Origin of the sequence: Streptomyces puniciscabiei (genome assembly GCF_006715785.1) — a bacterium.
Lineage (GTDB): Bacteria > Actinomycetota > Actinomycetes > Streptomycetales > Streptomycetaceae > Streptomyces > Streptomyces puniciscabiei.
Genome location: NZ_VFNX01000002.1, coordinates 890173 through 911601, shown reverse-complemented (window position 1 = coordinate 911601; position 21429 = coordinate 890173). Strand labels below are relative to the sequence as shown.

The 21429-nt window shown below is 72.6% G+C and carries 17 protein-coding genes; 9 read left to right on the top strand and 8 right to left on the bottom strand.

Annotated features, from left to right (window positions below):
• Positions 1–11: 11 nt before the first annotated feature.
• Positions 12–1982, bottom strand: a complete 1971-nt coding sequence (locus FB563_RS35165; protein WP_055704616.1) for an N-acetylmuramoyl-L-alanine amidase — start codon at positions 1980–1982, stop codon at positions 12–14.
• 522 nt (positions 1983–2504) lie between these two features.
• Positions 2505–3650: an aminoglycoside phosphotransferase family protein gene (locus FB563_RS35160; RefSeq protein ID WP_055704617.1), complete on the bottom strand. Its 1146-nt coding sequence runs from the start codon at positions 3648–3650 to the stop codon at positions 2505–2507.
• Positions 3651–3982: 332 nt separating this feature from the next.
• On the opposite strand from FB563_RS35160, the gene FB563_RS35155 reads away from it, so the two are divergent.
• Positions 3983–5476 (top strand): DNA-binding protein NsdB, encoded by a 1494-nt coding sequence (locus FB563_RS35155; RefSeq protein ID WP_055704618.1) that lies wholly within the window; start codon positions 3983–3985, stop codon positions 5474–5476.
• Positions 5477–5569: 93 nt separating this feature from the next.
• Here FB563_RS35155 and FB563_RS35150 read toward each other — a convergent pair whose 3' ends face one another.
• Positions 5570–7000 (bottom strand): PP2C family protein-serine/threonine phosphatase, encoded by a 1431-nt coding sequence (locus tag FB563_RS35150; protein WP_055704619.1) that lies wholly within the window; start codon positions 6998–7000, stop codon positions 5570–5572.
• A gap of 348 nt (positions 7001–7348) precedes the next feature.
• Here FB563_RS35150 and FB563_RS35145 point away from each other — a divergent pair, with 348 nt between their 5' ends.
• Positions 7349–7765: an SsgA family sporulation/cell division regulator gene (locus FB563_RS35145; protein WP_055704620.1), complete on the top strand. Its 417-nt coding sequence runs from the start codon at positions 7349–7351 to the stop codon at positions 7763–7765.
• A gap of 131 nt (positions 7766–7896) precedes the next feature.
• The gene (locus tag FB563_RS35140; RefSeq protein ID WP_055704621.1) at positions 7897–9921 is read left to right on the top strand and encodes a phosphocholine-specific phospholipase C; all 2025 of its coding nucleotides are present in this window, start codon (positions 7897–7899) and stop codon (positions 9919–9921) included.
• Here the strand turns inward: FB563_RS35140 and FB563_RS35135 are convergent.
• Both FB563_RS35135 and FB563_RS35130 read right to left on the bottom strand, forming a co-directional pair.
• The gene (locus tag FB563_RS35135; protein ID WP_079048573.1) at positions 9911–10945 is read right to left on the bottom strand and encodes a Gfo/Idh/MocA family protein; all 1035 of its coding nucleotides are present in this window, start codon (positions 10943–10945) and stop codon (positions 9911–9913) included. The two genes, FB563_RS35140 and FB563_RS35135, sit on opposite strands and share 11 nt — an antisense overlap.
• Positions 10946–11027: 82 nt before the next feature.
• On the bottom strand, positions 11028–12122 hold the full coding sequence (locus tag FB563_RS35130; protein WP_055704622.1) for a baeRF3 domain-containing protein: 1095 nt from the start codon (positions 12120–12122) through the stop codon (positions 11028–11030).
• A gap of 180 nt (positions 12123–12302) precedes the next feature.
• Between FB563_RS35130 and FB563_RS35125 the strand changes: the two genes are divergently transcribed.
• Complete coding sequence (locus FB563_RS35125) at positions 12303–13082, top strand: alpha/beta fold hydrolase (protein WP_055704623.1); 780 nt, start codon at positions 12303–12305, stop codon at positions 13080–13082.
• Between the two features lie 257 nt (positions 13083–13339).
• Entirely contained in the window at positions 13340–15181 is a 1842-nt protein-coding gene (asnB, locus tag FB563_RS35120; RefSeq protein ID WP_055704624.1) for an asparagine synthase (glutamine-hydrolyzing), read from the top strand.
• Here the strand turns inward: asnB and FB563_RS35115 are convergent.
• Complete coding sequence (locus FB563_RS35115; RefSeq protein WP_055704625.1) at positions 15171–15701, bottom strand: DUF4232 domain-containing protein; 531 nt, start codon at positions 15699–15701, stop codon at positions 15171–15173. The two genes, asnB and FB563_RS35115, sit on opposite strands and share 11 nt — an antisense overlap.
• A gap of 311 nt (positions 15702–16012) precedes the next feature.
• Complete coding sequence (locus FB563_RS35110) at positions 16013–17608, bottom strand: alpha/beta hydrolase (protein WP_055704626.1); 1596 nt, start codon at positions 17606–17608, stop codon at positions 16013–16015.
• Positions 17609–17917: 309 nt separating this feature from the next.
• Here FB563_RS35110 and FB563_RS35105 point away from each other — a divergent pair, with 309 nt between their 5' ends.
• The 3 genes from FB563_RS35105 (at position 17918) to FB563_RS35095 (ending at position 20002) form a co-directional block, all read left to right on the top strand.
• Positions 17918–18538, top strand: coding sequence for a chaplin (locus tag FB563_RS35105; RefSeq protein WP_055704627.1), 621 nt, complete (start codon positions 17918–17920; stop codon positions 18536–18538).
• A gap of 91 nt (positions 18539–18629) precedes the next feature.
• Positions 18630–19151, top strand: coding sequence for a hypothetical protein (locus tag FB563_RS35100; RefSeq protein ID WP_063797028.1), 522 nt, complete (start codon positions 18630–18632; stop codon positions 19149–19151).
• Positions 19148–20002 carry a GNAT family N-acetyltransferase gene (locus FB563_RS35095; protein ID WP_055704628.1) on the top strand — a complete coding sequence of 285 codons (855 nt, stop codon included), beginning with the start codon at positions 19148–19150 and terminating at the stop codon, positions 20000–20002. The genes FB563_RS35100 and FB563_RS35095 overlap by 4 nt, the downstream gene beginning before the upstream one ends.
• A 261-nt stretch (positions 20003–20263) precedes the next feature.
• Here FB563_RS35095 and FB563_RS35090 read toward each other — a convergent pair whose 3' ends face one another.
• Entirely contained in the window at positions 20264–20506 is a 243-nt protein-coding gene (locus FB563_RS35090; RefSeq protein WP_055704629.1) for a hypothetical protein, read from the bottom strand.
• Positions 20507–20646: 140 nt separating this feature from the next.
• On the opposite strand from FB563_RS35090, the gene FB563_RS35080 reads away from it, so the two are divergent.
• Positions 20647–21423: a GNAT family N-acetyltransferase gene (locus FB563_RS35080; protein ID WP_055704630.1), complete on the top strand. Its 777-nt coding sequence runs from the start codon at positions 20647–20649 to the stop codon at positions 21421–21423.
• Positions 21424–21429 lie beyond the last annotated feature (6 nt).

Sequence of the window (21429 nt, the reverse complement as noted above, 5' to 3'; positions counted from 1 at the left end):
GCCGCTCGCGCCTAGCCTGCCGAGCCCTCGAGGGTCACGTCCGCGGCGCGGACGAATCCCACCCGGTGGCCGTACTGGATCTCGTAGTACAGGTCCTTGCCCACCACGACCCGGTGCGAGTCGGTGGTGAAGGTGACCGAGTAGTAGTACTCGCCCGGCACCTCGTCACCGACCACGTACCTCTGCCCGGCCGGGATCGTGTACGGCAGCGGGACGACCGACTGCGCGGGGACCCCCGCCGGGTAGGTCGCCTGCTCCGGGTAGGCCCTGCCGTACACCGGAATGCTCGTCAGACCCTCCTTCGGGGTGATCACCAGCCCCTTGGCGGGCACCGCCGCCGGCGCCCCGGGCGGGTTGCGGAACCAGGCCTTCTGCCCCAGGTACCAGATCGCGGTCCAGTCGCCCCAGCGGTCCGCGACCGCGTACTGCTGGCCGGTGGAGACCCGGGAGGACAGGTCGTTCACGTCCTCCGTCGGGTCCTTCTTCAGCCCGATGTCCTTGATCAGCGGCGCGTTGACGTCGTGGTCCGAGTACAGCCGCACCTCGCTGGAGCCGTGCGCCGTGCACGGCTCGCCGCTGGTGGTGCAGCCCGTGTACACCGGCTGGTTCGCGGCGTAGTCCGGCAGGATCGTCACCAGCCCGCCCCTCTTGCCGGCCGTGCGCTTGAAGGGGTGGCCCAACAGCTGGAAGTAGTGCCGCCAGTCCCAGTACGGACCCGGGTCCGTGTGCATGCCGGGAATCGTGGACGTGGTCGGGCCGGGCACGTTGTCGTGGCCCAGGATGTGCTGCCGGTCCAGCGGGATGCCGTACTTGGCGGCGAGGTACTTCACCAGCCGGGCCGAGGAGCGGTACATCGCCTCGGTGTACCAGGCGTCCGGATTGGCGAGGAAACCTTCATGCTCGATGCCGACGGACTTGGCGTTGACATACCAGTTGCCCGCGTGCCAGGCCACGTCCTTCGCCTTGACGTGCTGGGCGATCAGACCGTCCGTGGAGCGGATCGTGTAGTTCCACGACACATAGGTCGGGTCCTGGATCAGGTTCAGCACCCCGTCCCAGGTGCCCTCCGTGTCATGGATGACGATGTACTTGATGCTCTGCGACACCGGTCGGTCGCCGAGGTCGTGGTTGCCGTAGTCGTTGTTCCCGAACTGCGCGTACGGCGCCCAGACCGCCTCGCAGGAGACCGAGTTGGGACACTCGACGCCGTCCGTGGGCAGCGTGCCCAGCCCGGCCCGCCGCAGCTGGGCGGTGTCGGCGGTCAGCCGGGGCTGGGCGGCGAGCGCGACCAGCTGGCCGTCGTCCGTGACGCGCTCCTCGCCGGTGCGCAGCACGTCGAACACGTCGTCGGCGTACGCCGCGGCGGTGGCCGTGTCGACGGCACCGGAGAAGCGGGCCACCGCGCCGTACCAGTCGGCCGGGTCGGCGCTCAGCGGCTCGCCCAGCTCCTTCTGCGCGGCGGCGAGCAGGGCGGCGCCGCCGGCCACGTTCGCCGTCGGGTCGCTGCGCAGCTCCCCGGCCGGCAGCCCGGTCAGCCGCGCAGCCTTCGGCAGGGTCTTCAGCCGGGCCGGCAGCGTGGACTCGGCCGGCACCTGGATGTCCGGATGCACGGCCGCGCGGGCTGCGTCGCCCCGGGCGTCCTCCGCGCCCTCGGCGTAGTGCTCCGTGGTGGCGATCGCGGTGCGGGCGTCCGTCAGGTGCATCGGGCCGTAGCCGCCGCTCACGCTCGGCGCGCCGGCGTGCCAGTCCCAGCGGGACTGGAGGTAGGAGACGGCGAGCAGGACGCTCTGCGGCACGTGGTACTCGGCCGCAGCGGTGGCGAACGCGTGCTGCAGCCGGCCGGCGGAGGCGTCCGTGGCGCTCTGGGCGGGGGCCGCGCCGAGCAGCGGCAGCAGCAGGGCCGCCGAGGCGAGCGGGCCGGCGGCCCGCCGCAGTTGTCTGTGGCCGGGTGCGGACGCGGAATCAGTGGCGGAACCTCGCAATGCGGCCTCCTGTGACGGGCGGGCAGTGGCGGGGCGTGCGGCGCCGAGCTGGGTCAGTGGTACCGGCTGGCCGACGATCCGTCAATGATGCCTCCGCGAAGGCGATTTCCCTTGTCACGAGGGGTTTTCGGCGAGTTTCGCCACGGCGGTGCGCGGGCCTGCGGGGCGTCACTGGCGTACACCAGTGGCCACAGCCTGCGCGAACGCACGAAGGTCCGCCTATTCGAACGCCCGACACGCGAACGCCCGAGCCACCGACGGCCCGAGCCCGCTACGGCCCTTGCACGACGGCCCGAGCCGGCGACGGCCTTGCATGACGGCCCGCGCCCGCGACGGCCCGAGCCCGCGACGGCCCTCGCATGACCGCCTGCCCCCGCGACCGCCCTCGCATGACCGCCCGCGCCCGCGACCGCCCGAGCGCACGGCGGCCCGCGCCCGCGACCGCCCGAGCGCACGAAGGTCCGAGCGCACGAAGGTCCGCGGTGCGCCGCCGCTCTGGCGCGCCGCGGACCTTCGTCGCCGTCAGCGAGTGCCGACCGCCGCCCGGACGGCCCTGCGGGCCATCTGGCAGTCGTCGTGCAGCCGCCTGAGCAGCAGCCGCTGTTCCTCGCCGGACGGCGCGGCACCCGGGTGGGCCGGGCCCGGTGCCGCCGGGGCCACTTCGTGCATCGAACGCTGCACGGCCGTCTCGTACGTGCGGATCTCCCGGGTCAGCACCAGCATCAGGTTCACCAGGAAGGCGTCCCGGGAGGCCGGGCCCGCCGACTGGGCGATCTGGCTGATCTGCCGCCGGGACACCGGCGCGTCCCCGAGGACCAGCCACAGCGTCGCCAGGTCGTACCCCGGCAGATACCAGCCCGCGTGCTCCCAGTCCACCAGCACTGGACCGGCCGGTGACAGCAGGATGTTCGACAGCAGGGCGTCGCCGTGGTTGAACTGGAGCATGCCGTGCCGGCCCACCTCGTGGGCGATGCCGTGCAGCAGCTTCTGGAGGTCGCCGAGGTCCCGGTCGGTGAGCAGGCCCAGCTCGTGGTACCGGGAGATCCGGGCGCCGTAGTCCAGCGGCATGTCGAAGGTGCCCGCCGGGGGCCGCCAGGCGTTCACCCGGCAGATCGCGCCCAGCGCGGCCCGGATGTCCGGGCGGGGTGGCACCTCCACCGGATGACGCTGCAGCGCTGCCACCCGGCCCGGCGCCCGCTCGATGACCAGGGTGCAGTTGTCCGGGTCCGCCGCGATCAGCCGGGGCACACGGACCGGTGGCCGATGCCGGACGAACGAGCGGTATGCGGCTATTTCGTGGCGGATCCGCTCGGCCCAGGCGGGCGAGTGGTCCAGCAGACACTTGGCCACGGCCGTGCCGCGCCCCGCCGTGCCGACCAGGAGGACGGACCGTCCGCTGCGCCGCAGCACCTGCACCGGAGTGAACTCCGGACAGATCCGGTGCACCGATGCGATCGCGGTGCGCAACTGCGCGCCCTGGGGACCGGACAGGTCGAGTCTGCCGCTGAGCGGCCCGGTGCCGACCTGGCCCGGCACCCGCCGGAGCCGGCCCGCGACCGGCACGGGGCCGCCCGGACGCGCAGCCGGGTCCAGGTACGGCCCGCCGCCCGCGGGGCGGGAGCGCAGCGGCCGGGGCGGGGCGGACACGGAGGACGATGCTGCGTACATGGGAGATACAGATCCCTTCGTGTGCCTGCGGTGCCTGCCTGTGGTGCGTGCTCGGCGCACATGCCAGGGGCCCGGGCCCAGGGGAGCCCGTACTCCTTTCGCATGCACGGCGAGCGTGCGCCTGCCCGGCCCGGTCGCCCGGGTGCACCCTGGGGAATGCAACCGTCAGCTCGTGAGGCCGAGCGGCGACCGGGTCGGGGTGGCGCGTTCCTACTCGACACCCGATGCCCAGTGGCACACCATCTGGCGGACCCTGGCGAACCCTGGCGAATAGTCGCCCGGCAACCTCCACGGGGCTACTGTCAACTCAGCCGAGAACCTGGGGGCTTGACGTGAGCGGACAACCCAACACCCGCCTGGCGGACCTGTTCGGCCTGGCCGGCTGGTCCAAGGGCGAACTCGCGAGGCTGGTCAACAAGCAGGCGGCGGCCATGGGCCACCCCCAGCTGTCGACCGACACCTCCCGGGTCCGTCGGTGGATCGACATGGGAGAGATCCCGCGCGATCCCGTACCGCGGGTGCTGGCGGCCCTGTTCACCGAGCGTCTCGGCCGTGTCGTGACCATCGAGGACCTCGGTCTGGTACGGCACGGGCGTGCGGGGAAACGGCAGGGCGACGGGATCGAGGAACATCCCGACGGCGTGCCGTGGGCGCCCGAGCGGACCGCCGCGGTCCTCACCGAATTCACGGGAATGGACCTCATGCTCAACCGACGCGGCTTGGTGGGCGCGGGTGCCGCGCTCGCCGCGGGATCCGCACTCAGCAGCGCCATGTACGACTGGCTGCACACCGACCCGGCCCTGAAGGCCGACGCCCCCGTCCTCGACGACCCCCTGCACGCCGACCCCGCTGGGTTCGACCGCTATGAGGCCGCCCCCATCGGGTCGCAGGAGGTCGAGGAACTGGAGCGTTCGGTCGAGGTGTTCCGCGCCTGGGACGCGGCCCGTGGCGGCGGGCTTCAGCGCAAGGCGGTCGTGGGCCAGCTCAACGAGGTGGGCGGCATGCTCGCCTACCACCATCCACCCCATCTCCAGCGGCGCCTGTGGGGCGTCGCCGCCAACCTCGCCGTCCTCGCGGGCTGGATGTCGCACGACGTCGGCCTGGAGCCCACGGCGCAGAAGTACTTCGTCATCGCCGCCCATGCCGCCCGCGAGGGCGGAGACCGCCCCCGCGCCGGCGAGGCCCTGTCCCGGGCGGCCCGGCAGATGGTGCACCTCGGCCGGCCCGACGACGCACTGGACCTGATGAAACTCGCCCAGGACGGCGCCGGCGACCGCCTGCAGCCGCGCACGAAGGCGATGTTCCACACCATCGAGGCCTGGGCGCAGGCCTCGATGGGCAAGGGGCAGGCCATGCGCCGCACGCTCGGACAGGCGGAGGACATGTTCGTCGCCGACCGCGGCGACGGCGAACCGCTGGACTGGATGCAGACCTTCAAGGACGAGGACCTGTACGGCATGCAGGCCCTGGCCTACCGCACCCTGGCAGAGTTCGACCCGAGCGCGGCCGTGCACGCCCAGCACTACGCGGAGAAGGCCCTGGCCCTGCGCGTCGACGGGCGGGAGCGGTCGAAGATCTTCGACCATCTGTCCATGGCCTCGGCCTGCTTCATCGCCGACGACCCCGAACAGGCCGACCGCTACGCCCGGCTGGCCCTGATGTCGATGGGCTCGAACTCCTCCCGGCGCACCTGGGACCGGCTGCGGCAGATGTACCGGCTGACCGCGGAGTACGCCGGCTATCCGAGGATCCACGAACTGCGGGAGGAGATCCGGCTCGCCCTGCCCAAGCCGAGGGCCAAGGGCGCGGGCAGCGCTCAGGCGTGAGCGCACAGGCACGGGGCCTGTGCGCCGGATTCCCTCGACAAGGCTGGTTGCGTCAGCAGGGGCGGTTGCCTCAGCAGGGCCGGTTGCCTCAGCTCACGCGGTGACCCTGGCGACGAGCACGCAGGCGTCGTCCTCGCGCCCGGTTCCGCCGAACTCCTCGACCACCGTCCGCAGGCAGTCCTGCGCGGTGCGCGCCGCGCCGAACCGTGGGGCGAGGTCGAGCAGGCGGTCCACGGCCGTGCCCGGGCTGTGGCCCGGCACCAGCCCGTCGGTGTGCAGCAGCAGCAGGTCACCCGGCTGAAGGGTGTCCACGGCCTGTCCGTAGACGGCGCCCGAGGTGGCGCCGAGGAGGACGCCGTCCGGTGCGTTCAGCATGCGCCCCGTCCCGTCGCGGTAGAGCAGCGGGGCGGGGTGTCCTGCCTGCGCCCAGACCAGGGTGCGGTCCTCCGGCCGGTAGCGGCAGCAGACCGCGCTGCCGAGGGCGGGCTGCACCGTGGCGTCCAGTAACCGGTTGAGCATGCCGAGCAGTTCACCGGGCGGGCTGCCGGCCAGCGCCATGCCGCGTACGGCGCCGAGCAGCATCGCCATCCCGGAGGCGACGGCCACCCCGTGCCCCGTGAGGTCGCCGACGCTCAGCAGGGTGTCACCGTCGGACAGTTCCAGCGCGTCGTACCAGTCGCCGCCGAGCGGTGTGGTCGTGGCCGCGGGGAGGCGGCGGGCGGCGAGATCGAGGCTTGGCGGCCCCTGGTGCGGGAGCCGCAGGGAGCCGCGCCATGGCGGTAGCACGGCTTCCTGCAGCTCGGCCGCGATCCGGTGCTCGGTCTGCTCCTGCCGGCGATGACGCCGCAGCGAGTCACGGGTCTCGCGCTCCGTCCGCCGGCAGCGGCGCAGTTCGCTGACGTCGCGCAGCACGGCCCACATCGAGGCCGTGCCGCCGTCGGCGCCGAGCACGGGTTCGCCCATCATGTGCACCGCCCGCACGGCGCCCTCGGGCCGTACGACGCGGAACTCGCCGTCGATGGGTTTGCCGTCGACCAGGCAGTCCGTCACCATCGCGGTCAGTTTCGGCCGGTCCTCCTCCAGGACGAGCGAGGGCAGCTCGTCCAGGGTCAGGGCGGGGGCGTCGGGGTCCAGGCCGAGGATCTGGTACAGCTCCCCGGACCAGGTCGCCTCGTCCGTCAGCAGGTTCCACTCCGCGCTGCCGACACGGCTGAGCAGCGAGCCGCGCGGGGCCGCCGCGGGCGCGGGCCGGACGGTGTGCGTCTCGGCCGGTTCCGCGGGCTCGGCGGCCGGTCCGTCGCGGAGCTGCGCCAAGTGGGCGTCCAGATCCTCGAGTTGGTGCAGCGCGAGGTCGTACAGGGCACGCTGCCAGCGTTCCTCGGGGTCCGCGCCGTCGCCGGGGGTGTCCCGCCGTACGGCGTCCACGTCGCCCTTGAGCCGTCGCGTCTGCGTGATCAGCGCCTCGACCGAGCCACGTCCGGGTGGCTGGGCGGCTGGGCGGTCCGCGGAGACCGGTGACGGCATGACGCACTCCGTTGGGGACGAGACGGCCGGGAACGACGGGGGGACCGGTTACGACTTTCGCACAGCCCGCGACGCCCCGTAAGGGATTTGGCAACACACGATACGGTGGTGCTTCCGGCATATGCCAGAGTCTTCCCGGAGTGATCCCAGTGCACGAATGACGTACGCGCCGGGCGGGCCAAGTCTTAGGTGAGCTACGCGAGTTGTATCCCTCAGGCCGCCTTTTCCCCGGCGTTCACACGCGTGTTCGTCGCTTCTGTGTTCCGGCCTCGGGGAAGCGTCTTGTACCTGTCGAAGTCTGACCGGATTTCGCGGCATGCGAGGCGCCTTCGGAGACTCCATTAAGGCATGGACGCCATCACAGTCGAACAGCCCGCCCAGGCCCGGCTCATCACCGCCGAGGACCAGGAGATCCCCGTGTCGGCCACGCTGCGCTACACCACGGACGACCCCCTGGCCGTCTACGTGGACTTCCCGGCCGAGGCCGCCCTGGACGGCGAGGAGGTCACCTGGATCTTCGCACGCTCCCTGCTCGACCAGGGGCTGCGGACCCCGGCCGGCCACGGGGACGTGCAGATCTGGCCCTACGGCCGCACCCGGACGGTCCTGGAGTTCCACTCGCCGCACGGCCTGGCCCTGCTGCAGTTCCCCGCGTCGGCCCTGCGCCGCTTCCTGCTGCGCACCTACGGGGTGGTGGCTGCGGGACAGGAGGACCTGGCCCACGTGGTGGAGCGGGGGCTGGGCGCGCTGTTCGGCGGGGTGTGAGGCGAGCCCCGGGCGACTTTGACTTCTGTTCACCTTCGCCTCACCGCTTCGGTATGGACCCCGACGATCGCCGCGGGCACCCTGGCGCGCGGCGTGCCGCAGGGGCACCGAAGGGGACGAGGACGGGGCGAATGACACCGATCAGCCGAAGAGGCTTCGTGGGGCTCGGCGCATCAGTGGCGGCGGGAGCGGCACTCGGCGCCGGCACGCGCGCCACGGCCGCCGCGGCGACCACCGCGACCGGCACCATCCAGGATGTCCGGCACGTGGTGATCCTCATGCAGGAGAACCGCAGCTTCGACCACTACTTCGGCCGTCTGAAGGGCGTGCGCGGCTTCGACGACCGCAGCGGCATCACCCTCGGCGGCGGCTACCCGGTCTTCGACCAGCCCAACGGGACGGGCCGCCAGTACCCGTGGAAGCTCAGCGCCACCCCGTCCGCCGGCGGCAAGGACGGCGAGACCCTGGCCCAGTGCAACGGCGACCTGCCCCACTCGTGGTCCTCGCAGCACTCCGCCTGGAACAAGGGCCGCATGGACAACTGGGTCGCGGGCGTCGGCAACGTCCGCTCGCTCGGCTACCTGGACCGCTCCGACATCCCCTTCCACTACGCGCTCGCCGACAACTACACCATCTGCGACGCCTACTTCTGCTCCACGCTCAGCGCGACCGGCCCCAACCGCACCTACCTGTGGAGCGGCAAGGTCGACTCCACCAGTTACGACGGCGGCGACGAATCCGGCCTGACCTGGCAGACCTATGCCGAGGCGCTGCAGGCCGCCGGGGTGACCTGGAAGGTCTACCAGAACGCGGCCGACAACTACGGCGACAACGGCTGCGCCTACTTCAAGAACTTCGCGAACGCCAGAGCCGGTGACCCGCTGTACGACCGGGGCATGTCCTCGGTGCCGAGGGTGACCGGCTCCACCCCCGACGACATCGCCGCCGCGATCAAGGCCGACGTTGTCGCGGGCACCCTCCCACAGGTCTCCTGGATCGTGCCCAACCAGGCCTTCTCCGAGCACCCCTACGCCCCGCCCGGCGACGGCGCCCACTTCGTGAACCTCGTCTACCAGGCCCTCGCCGCCGACCCGGACGTCTTCGACTCGACCGTGCTGTTCCTCAACTACGACGAGAACGACGGCTACTTCGACCACGTGCCCCCGCCGTCCCCGCCCGCCGGAACGCCCGGGGAGTTCCTGAACGGGGTGCCGTACGGCTTCGGCTTCCGCGTCCCGATGATCGTCGTCTCACCCTGGACGCGCGGCGGCTGGGTCTCCTCCGAGGTCTTCGAGCACACCTCGGTGCTGCTTTTCCTGGAGACCTGGACGTCCGCCATCGGCAAGCCCGCCAAGTGCCCCAACATCAGCGACTGGCGGCGCAAGGTCAGCGGCGACCTCACCGGGGTCTTCGACTTCGCCAACCCCGTCTACGGCTCGGTCTCCCTGCCCGCCACCAGCGTCATCGGCATGGGCACCTGCGGCCCGCTGCCCAACCCGGTCCCGACGGACAACGCCCTGCCCGCGCAGGAGCCCGGCACCCGCCCGGCCCGCGCGCTGCCGTACCAGCCGAACGGCTACCTGGACCACCTGGAGTTCGGCGCCGCAGGCAAGGTCCTCGCCTGGTTCACCATGGCCAACCAGGGCGGGCCGGCGTCCCGTGCGGCCCACTTCTCCATCCACCCGAACGCCTACCGGGACACCACGCCCTACCAGTACACGGTCGACGCGGGCGGCACCGCCTCCGACTACTTCAACATCGGTACGGGCTTCGGCGGCGGGAAGTACGACTTCACCATGGTCGGCCCGAACCGCTTCCTGCGCCGCTTCCAGGGCGACGCGACCAAGGCGGGCAAGACGGCCGAGGTGAGCACCCGTTACGCGGTCGAACCGGGGACGGGCAAGCTCGCGATCTACTTCAAGATGACCAACTCGGGCTCGTCCTCGGTGAAGTTCACCATCACCTCCCACCACTACCGCGGCGACGGCCCGTGGACCTACACCGTCGCCGCCGGTGCCTCGACGGAGGACTACTTCAACGCCGTCGCGTACCAGAACGGCTGGTACGACTTCACGGTGAGCGTCGACTCCGACGCGACCTGGTCGCGCCGGTTCACCGGGCATCTGGAGACGGGAGCCGCGAGCGTCAGCGGCTGACCCCGGCGCAGGGGTCGTACAGGTCCGGGCGCGGGGCGAGTTCGACGGCTTCCCGGCCGCCGCTCTCCAGCGCCCGGACGCCCGCCTCGGCGACGACCGACGCGGCGTAACCGTCCCAGGCGCTCGGGCCGGTGACCTCGCCGCGCCGGGTGGCATCCACCCAGGCCTGCACCTCCCGGTCGTAGGCGTCGGCGAACCGGACGAGGTAGTCCTGCGCCACCTCCTCGCGGGCGCTGCCCGCCGTGGTGACCACCATGGTGTGCTCGTCGCCGATCCGCGCGCTGCCCCTCTCGCACACGGCCTCGCAGCGCACCTGGTAGCCGAAGCCGGAGTTGACGAAGACCTCCACGTCGACCAGCGCGCCGCCCGCCGTCTCGAACAGTACGAACTGCGGGTCGAGCAGTCCCTCGGGGGCGCCGGACGACGGCGTGGGACGCAGCACGGTCACCGCGGTCAGCTCCTGCCCGAGCAGCCAGCGGGCCGCGTCGATCTCGTGCGAGACGGAGCTGTTGATCAGCATGGCGCTGGTGAAGTGGCCGGGGGAGGAGACGTTGCGGTGGGTGCAGTGCAGCATCAGGGGGCGGCCCAGTTCGCCGCCGTCCAGCAATGCCTTGAGCCGACGGTACTCGGCGTCGTAGCGGCGCATGAAGCCGATCTGCGCGAGCCGGCGGCCCAGCCGTGCCTCGGCCTCCACCACCCGCAGCGCACCCGTGGAGTCGGGCACCATGGGCTTCTCGCACAGCACCGGCAGCCCCCGGGCGAAGGCGGCGAGCAGCGCCTCCTCGTGGGCGGGGCCGGGCGAGGCGATCAGCGCGGCCGCCACGCCGGGCGCGTCGAGCGCGGCCACCGGGTCGGCGTGCACCGTCACTGCGTCGACGCCGGCCGCGGCCTGCTGGGCCCGCTCCACATCGGGGTCGGCCACCGCCGCGACCCTGGCTCCGCTGACCACTTGATCGAGGCGTCGTATGTGGTCGGCCCCCATGTGCCCGGCACCCAGTACCGCCACTCCCAGCAGGTCACCCATGTGTGCGCTCCCTTACGCCGACGATCACGCCGTAGCGTACGCCGGGCAGGGAGCGCTGCCGGGGGAGCCGCCCGGGGACGGCTCAGTACCGGAGTACGCCCGCGATCCCGTTGGCGTCGCCCAGCGTGCCGTCGGGCACGAAGCGGACCTCGGCGCCGGTCTCCAGGCACTGCTCGACGATCTCGTCCACGATGTCCTCGCGGGCGTCCAGGTCGCCGGCTTCGGCCGGCACCAGATGCCCGCCGAGGTCGTTGACGGTCGCCCGGAAGTTCTCCTCCACGGCCAGCAGCCGGATCCGGCCGTCGCGGGCGCTCTGCCACAGCTCGTCCAGGCCCGCCGCGTAGGTCTTGTGGCCGCGCGCCGAGGTCAGTTCGTCGACCACGGACGCGGTGTCCTTGCGGGCCTCCTCCTCCAGCACCGGCCGCAGCGCCTGCCACACCGCCTCGCGACCGGCGTGCGCGAGGCCGCCGTGCGGGACCAGGGTGGCTTCCTTGGCCGCGCTGCCGACCTCCTCCAGCAGGGACAGCGCCGCCTGCTCGCCCGTGATGTACAGCGGCCGGGGCTGGTCGCGCAGGAGCGCGGTCATGGCGGTGTCCGCCTCGCGCAGGAACTGCCGGGTGCCCTCGTCGCTGAACGTGCTCGGCAGGCCGCCGGTGCGCATCTGGCGCTCGGGGTCGAAGTTCACCTGTCTGCGTTCCAGCGGGAAGCCGCCCGAGCGGTCCTCCACCACTCGGTCCTCGCCGCCGCTCCACAGGGCGACGCGGTCGGCGGAGACCGACAGGACCCAGAAGGGGCGTTCGGCGGCCTGTGCGGCGACCAGGTTGCGGGTGAGGAAGGTGTCCGAGAGCACCACCCGCTCGGGGACGGTACGGGCCAGGGACCACACCTGGTGCTCACCCGGGGCAGCGAAGATCACCAGGCCGTCCTCGGCATGCGTCAGATCCACCTCCGCCAGTGCCCGGTCGAGCTGCGCGACGACGTCGTTGCGCCGCTCACGGGTGACGGCGGGATCGGACTCCAGGCGCCTGCGGGCCTCGGTGACGACATTGCGCAGCCGGACGGGATCCTGGCCGGTCTCGGGTTCGCGGCGGTGGGTCGGGGTCAGCACCGACACCGCCGGATACGGACGCGGCCGCCGCAGTTCGGCAAGGGTCGCGGGACTCAGTGCGTGCTCCATGACAGCACGATAGGTCGGATTCACAGGTACGGCATTCGGGGTAATCCGGACCGCAGGCCGCCCTGGACCTCCGGGGCAGAGGTCGTGGATCCCTTGGCGGACAACGGTGACGCGGCGCCCCGCGGACGGCTACCGTACCGGCCAGTAACCCGGAACTCGGCACACCGCAGGAGGCCTCACATGCCGCAGCTCGAAGTCGACGGAGCGGCCCTGACCTACGACGACGAGGGCCCCCGCGACGCACCGGAGGTGCCCCTGGTCTTCGTGCACGGCTGGACCGCGAACCGGCACCGCTGGGACCACCAGATCGACCACTTCTCGAAGACGCGCCGGGTGATCCGCCTGGACCTGCGCGGGCACGGGGAGAGCACCGGGACGGGGGTGCGCACGATCGCGGAGCTGGCGCGGGACGTCCTGGCTCTCCTCGACCACCTTCAGGTCGAACGGTTCGTGCTGGTCGGGCACTCGATGGGCGGGATGATCGCGCAGACCATCGCCCTGACCCACCCCGAGCGGGTGGAGCGGATGGCACTGGTCGGCTCCATCGGCCGGATGACGTACAGCCGTGGCCGGGGCCTGCTCATGGCCGCCTCCACCCTGGTGCCGTACCGGCTGTTCGTGGCCGCCAACATCCAGCGCGCCTTCGCGCCCGGCTATCCGCGCGAGGAGATCCGCGCGCACATCCGTGCCTCCGCCGCCACCCCGCGCGAGGTCGTGATGACGCTGTACGGGGCGATGCGCGCCTTCGACGTCCTCGACCGGGTCGGGGAGATCCGCACGCCCACGCTGATGGTGCACGGATATCACGACGTCCAGCTGCCCGTGCGGCAGATGCTGCGGATGGCCAAGGCCTACCCGAACGCGGTCGTCCGCATCCTCGACGCGGGCCATGAACTGCCGCTGGAGAGGCCGGCCGAGCTGACCGGGGCGCTCGACTCGTTCCTGGCCGTGAAGGCGTGACCCTCCGACCGTGAAGCGGTGACGAGCGAGTCCCTTGGCCAAGTTTTTGCCCGTGGCCGGTTCGCTGCGCCGCCGGCCCGGAGTCCCGGCGATCCGGGGATCCCGCGATGGCAAAACCCGGCCGAAACCATGGGGGAGTGTGGGTCATTCGTGTTACGCCCGCGTTGACCGCGTCGAACACCTGACGGAGGCTCGTCATATAGGTGCTCGATACAACTGGTTTGCTCTCGATGCGAGCCGGAGGCAGGAGGCAGCGCATGTGCGGCATCACAGGATGGGTCTCTTTCGACCGCGACCTGACCGCCGAGGCCACCACATTGCATGCGATGACCGAGACGATGGCCTGCCGCGGACCGGACGACCGCGGTGTGTGGGCCGAGGGCCCGGCCGCCCTGGGTCATCGCCGGCTCGCGATCATCGATCTCCCCGGCGGCCGCCAGCCGATGTCCGTGGCGACCCCGGAGGGAACCGTCGCCATGGTGTACTCCGGGGAGGCGTACAACTTCACCGAGCTGCGCGGGGAACTCCAGGGCCGCGGCCACCGGTTCACCACCGACTCCGACACCGAGGTCGTCCTGCACGGCTACCTCGAATGGGGTGACGCGGTCGCCGAACGGCTCAACGGCATGTACGCGTTCGCGATCTGGGACGGCCGCCACGACAAGCTCGTGATGATCCGCGACCGGATGGGCATCAAGCCGTTCTACTACCACCCCACCTCCGACGGAGTCCTGTTCGGCTCCGAGCCGAAGGCGATCCTCGCCAACCCGCTGGCCCGCCGCCGGGTGACGCCGGACGGGCTGCGGGAACTGTTCGTCCTCATCAAGACGCCCGGACACGCGATCTGGGACGGCATGCGCGAGGTGGAACCCGGCACGGTCGTCACCGTCGACCGCTCCGGCCTGTCCAGCCGCGTCTACTGGCGCCTGCAGACCCGTCCGCACACCGACGACCGCGAGACCACCATCGCGACCGTGCGCTCGCTCCTCGACGACATCGTGCGCCGCCAGCTGGTCGCCGACGTCCCGCGCTGCACCCTGCTCTCCGGCGGCCTCGACTCCTCCGCCATGACCGCGATCGCCGCCCGGCAACTCGCCGGACAGGGCGAGAAGGTGCGCAGCTTCGCCGTCGACTTCGTCGGCCAGACCGACAACTTCGTCGCCGACGAACTGCGTGGCACCCCCGACACGCCGTTCGTGCACGACGTGGCCCGGCTCGCGGGCACCGACCACCAGGACATCGTGCTGGACGCACAGGCACTCGCCGACCCCGCGGTGCGCGAGCAGGTGATCCGCGCCCGCGATCTGCCGGCCGGCTTCGGCGACATGGACGCCTCGCTGCTCCTGCTGTTCCGCGCCATCCGGGAGAAGTCCACGGTGGCCCTGTCCGGAGAGTCCGCCGACGAGGTCTTCGGCGGCTATCTGCAGTTCTTCGACGAGGAGGCACGCCACGCCGACACCTTCCCCTGGCTGGCCACCATGGGGCGCCACTTCGGCGAGGACGCCGACGTGCTGCGCGCCGACCTCTCCAAGTCCCTGGACCTGGAGAGTTACGTCGCCGACGGCTACCGCACCGCCGTCGCCGGCATCGAACGGCTCGACGGCGAGAGCGACTTCGAGTACCGGATGCGGCGCATGAGCCATCTGCACCTGACCCGCTTCGTCCGCGCCCTGCTCGACCGCAAGGACCGCATGAGCATGGCCGTCGGCCTGGAGGTCCGGGTGCCGTTCTGCGACCACCGGCTGGTCGAGTACGTCTACAACGCCCCGTGGGCGCTGAAGTCCTTCGACGGCCGGGAGAAGAGCCTGCTGCGCGAGGCGGCCGCGGACGTCCTGCCGCGGTCGGTGTACGAGCGGGTCAAGAGCCCGTACCCGTCCACGCAGGACCCGCGGTACGCCCGCGCCCTCCAGGAGCAGGCCAAGGAGCTGCTCACCCGGCCCTCGCACCAGGTCTTCGACCTCGTCGACCGCGACCGGCTCCGCCAGGCCGCCGAGCGTGAGGCGCCGGTCAGCACCCAGGCGGGCCGGCGCGGGCTGGAGCGCGCCCTGGACCTCGCGCGGTGGCTGGAGGTCTACGCACCCGAGGTGGTCACCGGCTGAGGCCGATGGCCCGGTCCGCGGCCGCCCGCGTGGGCTGCCACCACGTCGTCACCGGCTCCCACACCAGGACCCGCCGACCGGCGCCGAGCTGCGCGGCGGTGAGGGAGCGGCCCCGGTGGGCGGCCGAGGCGGCCACGGTCACGGTGTCCACCCGGCGGGCCTCGGGGTCCGCCGGGTCGCCGATCGTACGGACATCGGCGTATGCGGTCTGCCCGGCCGCCAGCCGGTAGCCGCCGCTGCCGCCCGCGGGCGTCGGCAGCGCGGCCCCGTCCAGATCCCCGAAGGTGACCGTGGGCACCCGGTCGACCACGCACGCGCGGGCGCCGCGCTGGGTGACGCTGATCCGCAGCACGGTCGGATCGCCGGACGCGGCCCTGGCCCGGACGGTCAGCGACTGCTCGGCGCAGCGGACGGGCCGGGCGTGGTCCGCCGGGGCGGCCTGGCTCTGCGGTGCGGTGAGCAGCAGGCCCATCGCGGCGGACGCGGCGGCGGGTACGGCGAGGGCGGCGCGGATGCGCATGGTGGTTCCCCCTGTCGTGGTCAGGTGCGGGACGCGGCGGCCGGAGCGTGCTCTGCCCGGTGTGACGGCCGGGAGGGCCGGGAGGTTGTGCCCGGTTCGCCGCTGTCACCCGCGTGCGTCGGCGCCGTCCTCAGCCGGTGGTGTTCGTGGTGGCGCTCCAGGCGTTGCCGTCCGCCGGGCAGGAGCTGCCGCTCGGCGGCAGGGAGCCGTAGACGCGGCGGCCGGAGCGTGCTCTGCCCGGTGTGACGGCCGGGAGGGCCGGGAGGTTGTGCCCGGTTCGCCGCTGTCACCCGCGTGCGTCGGCGCCGTCCTCAGCCGGTGGTGTTCGTGGTGGCGCTCCAGGTGTTGCCGTCCGCCGGGCAGGAGCTGCCGCTCGGCGGCAGGGAGCCGTAGAGCAGGAAGTCGTCGATCTTGCGGTGCACGCACGTGGAGGAGGTGTAGCCGGTGTGGCCGTCGCCCTTGTTGTCGAGCACCACCGCCGACGGGCCGAGCCGTGCGGCCGTCTCCACCGTCCACCGGTACGGCGTCGCCGGGTCGCCGCGTGTGCCCACGAGCAGCATTTTCGCCGAGCCGACGTCCTTGACCCGGTCCCGGATGAAGTCGGTGCCCTTGGGGCGGCCGTAGCACATGAGCAGCTCGGTGAGCCGGTAGCGGCCGAAGACCGGCGAGGCCCGGTCGTACGCGGCCCGCAGGTTCTTCAGGTCTTTGGCGATCTGTGCCGCGCCGGGCCGGTCGGGGTCGTCGGCGCAGTTGATCGCCATCAGCGCGGCCTCGAGGTTGTCCGCCGGCACGTCCTGCGGATCGACCAGGCCGCCGTCGTGGTGGCCGACGGGGGGCAGCCCGGCGCCACCGGTGCCGAAGTTCTGTACGCCCCGGGTGTCGCCGTCCTGGACCAGCGAGGCCAGGGCGCGCTCCAGGGAGGGCCACAGCTGCTTGCTGTAGAGGGCCTGGCCGAAGGCGCCGACCAGGTCCTGCCCGGAGAACGAGCCGCCGAACTCCATCGGGAGCGGGTTCGCGTCGAGCGAGTGCACGAGCCCGACCACCTGGTCGTCGGCCGCACGCCGGTCCTGGCCGAACGGACAGGCGACGTCCGTCGCACACCAGTCCAGGAAATCGTCCAGCGCGGTCTGCTGCCCCTCGGCGCCGGCCACCCCCTGCTCCGACAGCGGCTCGGTCAGGGTGTCCACGCCGTCGAGGGCGAGCCGGCCGACCCGGTGCGGGAACTGCGCCGCGTACACCGCGCCGAGCCGCGTGCCGTAGGAGAAGCCGAGGTAGTTGAGCCTCTTGTCACCGAGGGCCTGGCGGATGACGTCCAGGTCGCGGGCGGCGTTCACGGTGCCTATGTGGGGCAGCACCGGGCCGGAGTGCCGGGCGCACTCGCCGGCGGCCGTGCGCAACGTCGCGAGCAGCGTCTGCGGATGGTCCAGCGCGGTCTCGTCGTCCAGCGCGGACGAGGCCTCGTCGCTGCCCTCGCCGCAGCTGACGGGGGAGGAGCGGCCGACGCCGCGGGGATCGAAGGTGACGACGTCGTAGCCGTTGGTCAGGTCCATGAACTCCCTGCCGTCGGCGGCGAGTCCACTGATGCCCGCACCGCCGGGGCCGCCGAAGTTCAGCAGCACGGAGCCCAGTTTCCTGCCGGTGGCCCGGTAACGGGCGAGCGCCACGTCGAGCGTGCCCGCGCGCGGCCGGGCGTAGTCGAGCGGGACGGTGACCTTCCCGCACTGCAGGTCCTGCGGCATGTCCGGGCCCTTGCAGGCCGCCCACGTCACCTTCTGCCGGTAGAAGCGGGACAGGTCGGGCTGCGGCCGGTCGGTCGCGGGCAGCCCGGCGCCGAGCAGCGCCAGGGCGAGGGCTCCTGTACCCGCGCAGCGCCGCACGGCGGGCCGTGTGGACAGCTTGGCCAGCATCGATCGCCTCCCGGGACGCCTGTCGCGGACCGGGGACGGCGCCCTCGGCTCACCATAAGCGGGCCCCGGACGGTTCGCCTCCCGGCGAGCGGGGTGCCCTCCTGTGCCGTATCCTGCGCGCCCTTCATGCCCGTTATCGATCATTGAGCGTCTTTACATGCAGTTCGATAACACTGTCGCTCGACGGGGTGAAAGACCGATAAGCCATAACTCGGATGGTTCGCCGCCGTTTTACGGGATGCGGGTGAGTGCCCGCGACGAAGTGTGGAAGGCAGGGAACCTATGAGACGGGCTACCCGTAACGGTGTGATGGCCGTCGTCGCCGCCTCCGGAGCGATGGCCGTGACGCTGCCCGTGTCCGCGGCCTTCGCGGCCGGCGGTGCCGCCGCCGACGGCTCCGCGGCCGACTCGCCCGGGCTGATCTCGGGAAACGGCATCCAGCTCCCGGTGCACGTGCCGGTGAACGTGTGCGGCAACACCGTGAACGTGGTGGGGCTGCTCAACCCGGCTGCCGGAAACGCCTGCGCGAACCGCGGCTCGGCCCGGGCCGGTTCGCCGGCCTCCGCCGGGGCGGTCGCCCACGGCGGCGCGAAGGACTCGCCCGGCGTGCTCTCCGGCAACGGCGTCCAGCTCCCCGTCGATGTGCCGGTGAACGTCAGCGGCAACAGCGTCAACGTGGTCGGGGTGGGCAACCCGGCCCACGGCAACCACTCGGTCAACGGCACCGGCGGGCGGCCCCGCACCCCGGCCCCGAAGTCCCCGGCACCCAGACACCGCCCGCGCGCGGCAGCCCCCGTCGCCGAGCCGACGACGTCCACGCTGGCGCACACCGGTATGGACATCGCCGTGCCCGCCGTCGCCGGCAGCGCCGTACTCCTCCTCACCGGCACGGCCCTCTACCGCCGCTTCCGCTCCACCGACACCGACTGATCCGGCCCTTCCCCTCGCCGGGCCCCACCGGACACCGGCCGGTGGGGCCCGGCACGGCCCGACGGTGGGGCCTCTGCAGTAAATTGACCGGGTGACGGACGGTGTACGCGGACGATGGCGGGCGCTGCCTCGCCGGGCGCGCTGGGCCCTCGTGCTGTACGCCGGCGGATTCCTGGAGGGGGCCTGCTCCCATGCCGTCGATCTGGTGCGGGGCGGGCTCCACGCCTACGCCGCCTTCGGCCCGCTGCCGTTGCAGGTGTTCTTCGTCGCCCTGGTCGTCCTCGACCCACTGGCCGTCCTGCTGACGCTGCGGGCGCGGCCCTCGGGCATCCGGCTGGGGAGTGCCGTGATGACGCTCGACGTCCTCGCCAACTGGTACGTCAACCGGTCCTGGGTGAAAGCGGATCCGGCACGGCTGCTGCACCCGGTGGGGTTGCTGCCGATCACCCTGTTCGGGGTGTTCGTCCTGGCGTCGGCGCCGGCGTTGCTGCGTGCCCTGGATGGCCGGGGCGTGGGGGGTGCAACGGCCGATCTTCCCGTGGCGCGGCCCCCGTTGATCCGGAAGGATGCGGCACGGCAGTCCGGTCCCGACGGAAATGGAGCGCATCGATGACCTCTGCGGCCCCCCACGACCTCGTCGTCACCCAGGCCACCCTCGCCGACTGGCCGGTGATCGCCGGCTGGGCGGCGGCGGAGGGCTGGAACCCCGGACGGTCCGACGGGCCCGCGTTCTTCGCACAGGATCCCGACGGGTTCTTCCTCGGCCGGATCGACGGGGAGCCGGTGTCGGCCGTCTCCGTGGTGAACTACGGCCCCGAATACGCCTTCCTGGGCTGCTACCTCGTCCGCCCCGACCTGCGCGGCCAGGGCCACGGCCTGACCACCTGGAAGACGGCCCTCGCCCACGCCGGCAACCGCACCGTGGGCCTGGACGGTGTCGTCGCCCAGCAGGACAACTACCGCCAGTCCGGGTTCGAACTCGCCTACCGCACCATCCGGTACACCGGTACGGCTCGCGAGCCGGGGACGCCCGCGGGCGTCCGCCCGGCCGGACCCGCCGACCTCGCCGCGATCACCGCCTACGACAGCGCCTGCCACCCGGCCGACCGGCCGCGTTTCCTCGCCGCGTGGCTCACCGGCCCCGGACACCGGGCCTTCGTCCGCCACGACGGCGCCCGCCTCACGGGCTACGGTGTGCTCCGCCCCGGCCACGACACCCTGCGCATCGGCCCCCTCTTCGCGGACACCGCCGAGGACGCCCGCGCGCTGTTCGCCGCTCTCACGGCCGAGGCCGCGGGGCACGAGGTGGCCATCGACGTGCCCGAGCCGAACGCGGCCGGTGTCGCGCTGGCCGAAGGGGCGGGGTTCCAGGCCTCGTTCGAGACCGCCCGCATGTACACCGGGCCGGTTCGTGAGCACGCCCGGCACCGCGTCTTCGGCGTGACCACGCTCGAACTGGGCTGAGGCCCAGGAGCGCGATCCGCGCCTTTCGGGGCGCCACACCCGCCCGGTGTCCGAATGCCCGGTCAGGGCAGCAGGCGGGGAAGGCGTGGCGGCCGGCCGCGGTGACCGTCGCCGGCGCCGCCACGGCCGGGGCAAGGGCGGTCCAGGGGAGGCGCCCGGGCCCAGGGCGTCCAGCGCCACACCGCCGGTGAGGGAACCGGCGGCGATGCCGGCGTTGTCCACGGTCGTCCGCAGAGAGGTCGCGACATCGGCCCCGGCCGGTCACGAGGCGTCCACCAGCGCGTCCGGATCAGCGTCGGCGCCCCGCCCGAAGGCCACGCCCCACAGGGCCACCGCGCCGACCGGCAGCGTGTGCGCCCGCGCGCCCAGGCCCAGCGTCAGCAGTACGCCGGTGAACAGGGTGAGCGCGGTGAGCGGCGTGCGGCGGCCGTACCCGGCGTGGCCGGCGAACGGGGCGACGCAGGTGTGCATGACCTGGTGCCCCCGCAGCAGGAACGGGGTCACCTCGACCGCGTCCAGGCCCGCATCGACTGCCTGGCCCGCAACCGCGACCGGCTCAGCGCCTACCCGGCCGCCGTACGCCCGGAGGCCCGTGAGGCGTTATCCCGTTGCAGGGGGCCGGTCCGGCATGGTCGAGTCGGGGCATGGATCACTCGGCGGTGCTCGCCCTCTACGACCGTGACATGCGCGAGAACGCCGCTCCCGACGGACCCGGTGCCCGGATCGAACGGGCCGGCGCGGTGGTGCGTCACGTCGCGGACGCACAGGGGTGGAACGGCGTCCTGTGGTCCGCTCTCGACGCGGAGGGCGCGGACCGGGCGATCCGCGAGCAGGTCGCGTACTTCACCGGCCTCGGCCGCGACTTCGAGTGGAAGCTCTACGGCCACGACCGGCCGGACGATCTCGGTGCCCGGCTCGCCGCGGCCGGATTCCGGGCCGAGCCCGAGGAGACCCTGATGATCGGCGAGACCGGCCGGCTCGCCGTGGACGCCGAACCTCCCGAGGGTGTCCGTCTCGTGCGGGTCACCGACCCGGCCGGCGTCGACCTTCTCGTGGACGTCCACGAGAAGGCCTTCGGCGCGGACGGCAGCAGGCTGCGGCACCGGCTGCTCACGCGCCTGGCCGCCGGCCCGGACACGGTCGTCGCCGTGGTCGCCCTGGCCGGGGACGAACCCGTGAGCGCCGCCCGGATGGAGCTGGTCCCCGGCACCCGGTTCGCCGGACTGTGGGGCGGCGGCACCGTCGAGGCCTGGCGGGGCCGGGGCGTCTACCGCGCCCTGGTCGCCCACCGCGCCCGCGTCGCCGCCGCGCACGGCTACCGCTACCTCCAGGTCGACGCCTCGCCCATGAGCCGCCCGATCCTCGAGCGCCTCGGCTTCCACGCGCTGAGCACCACCACGCCGTACCTCTACGGGAGCTGACTGCCC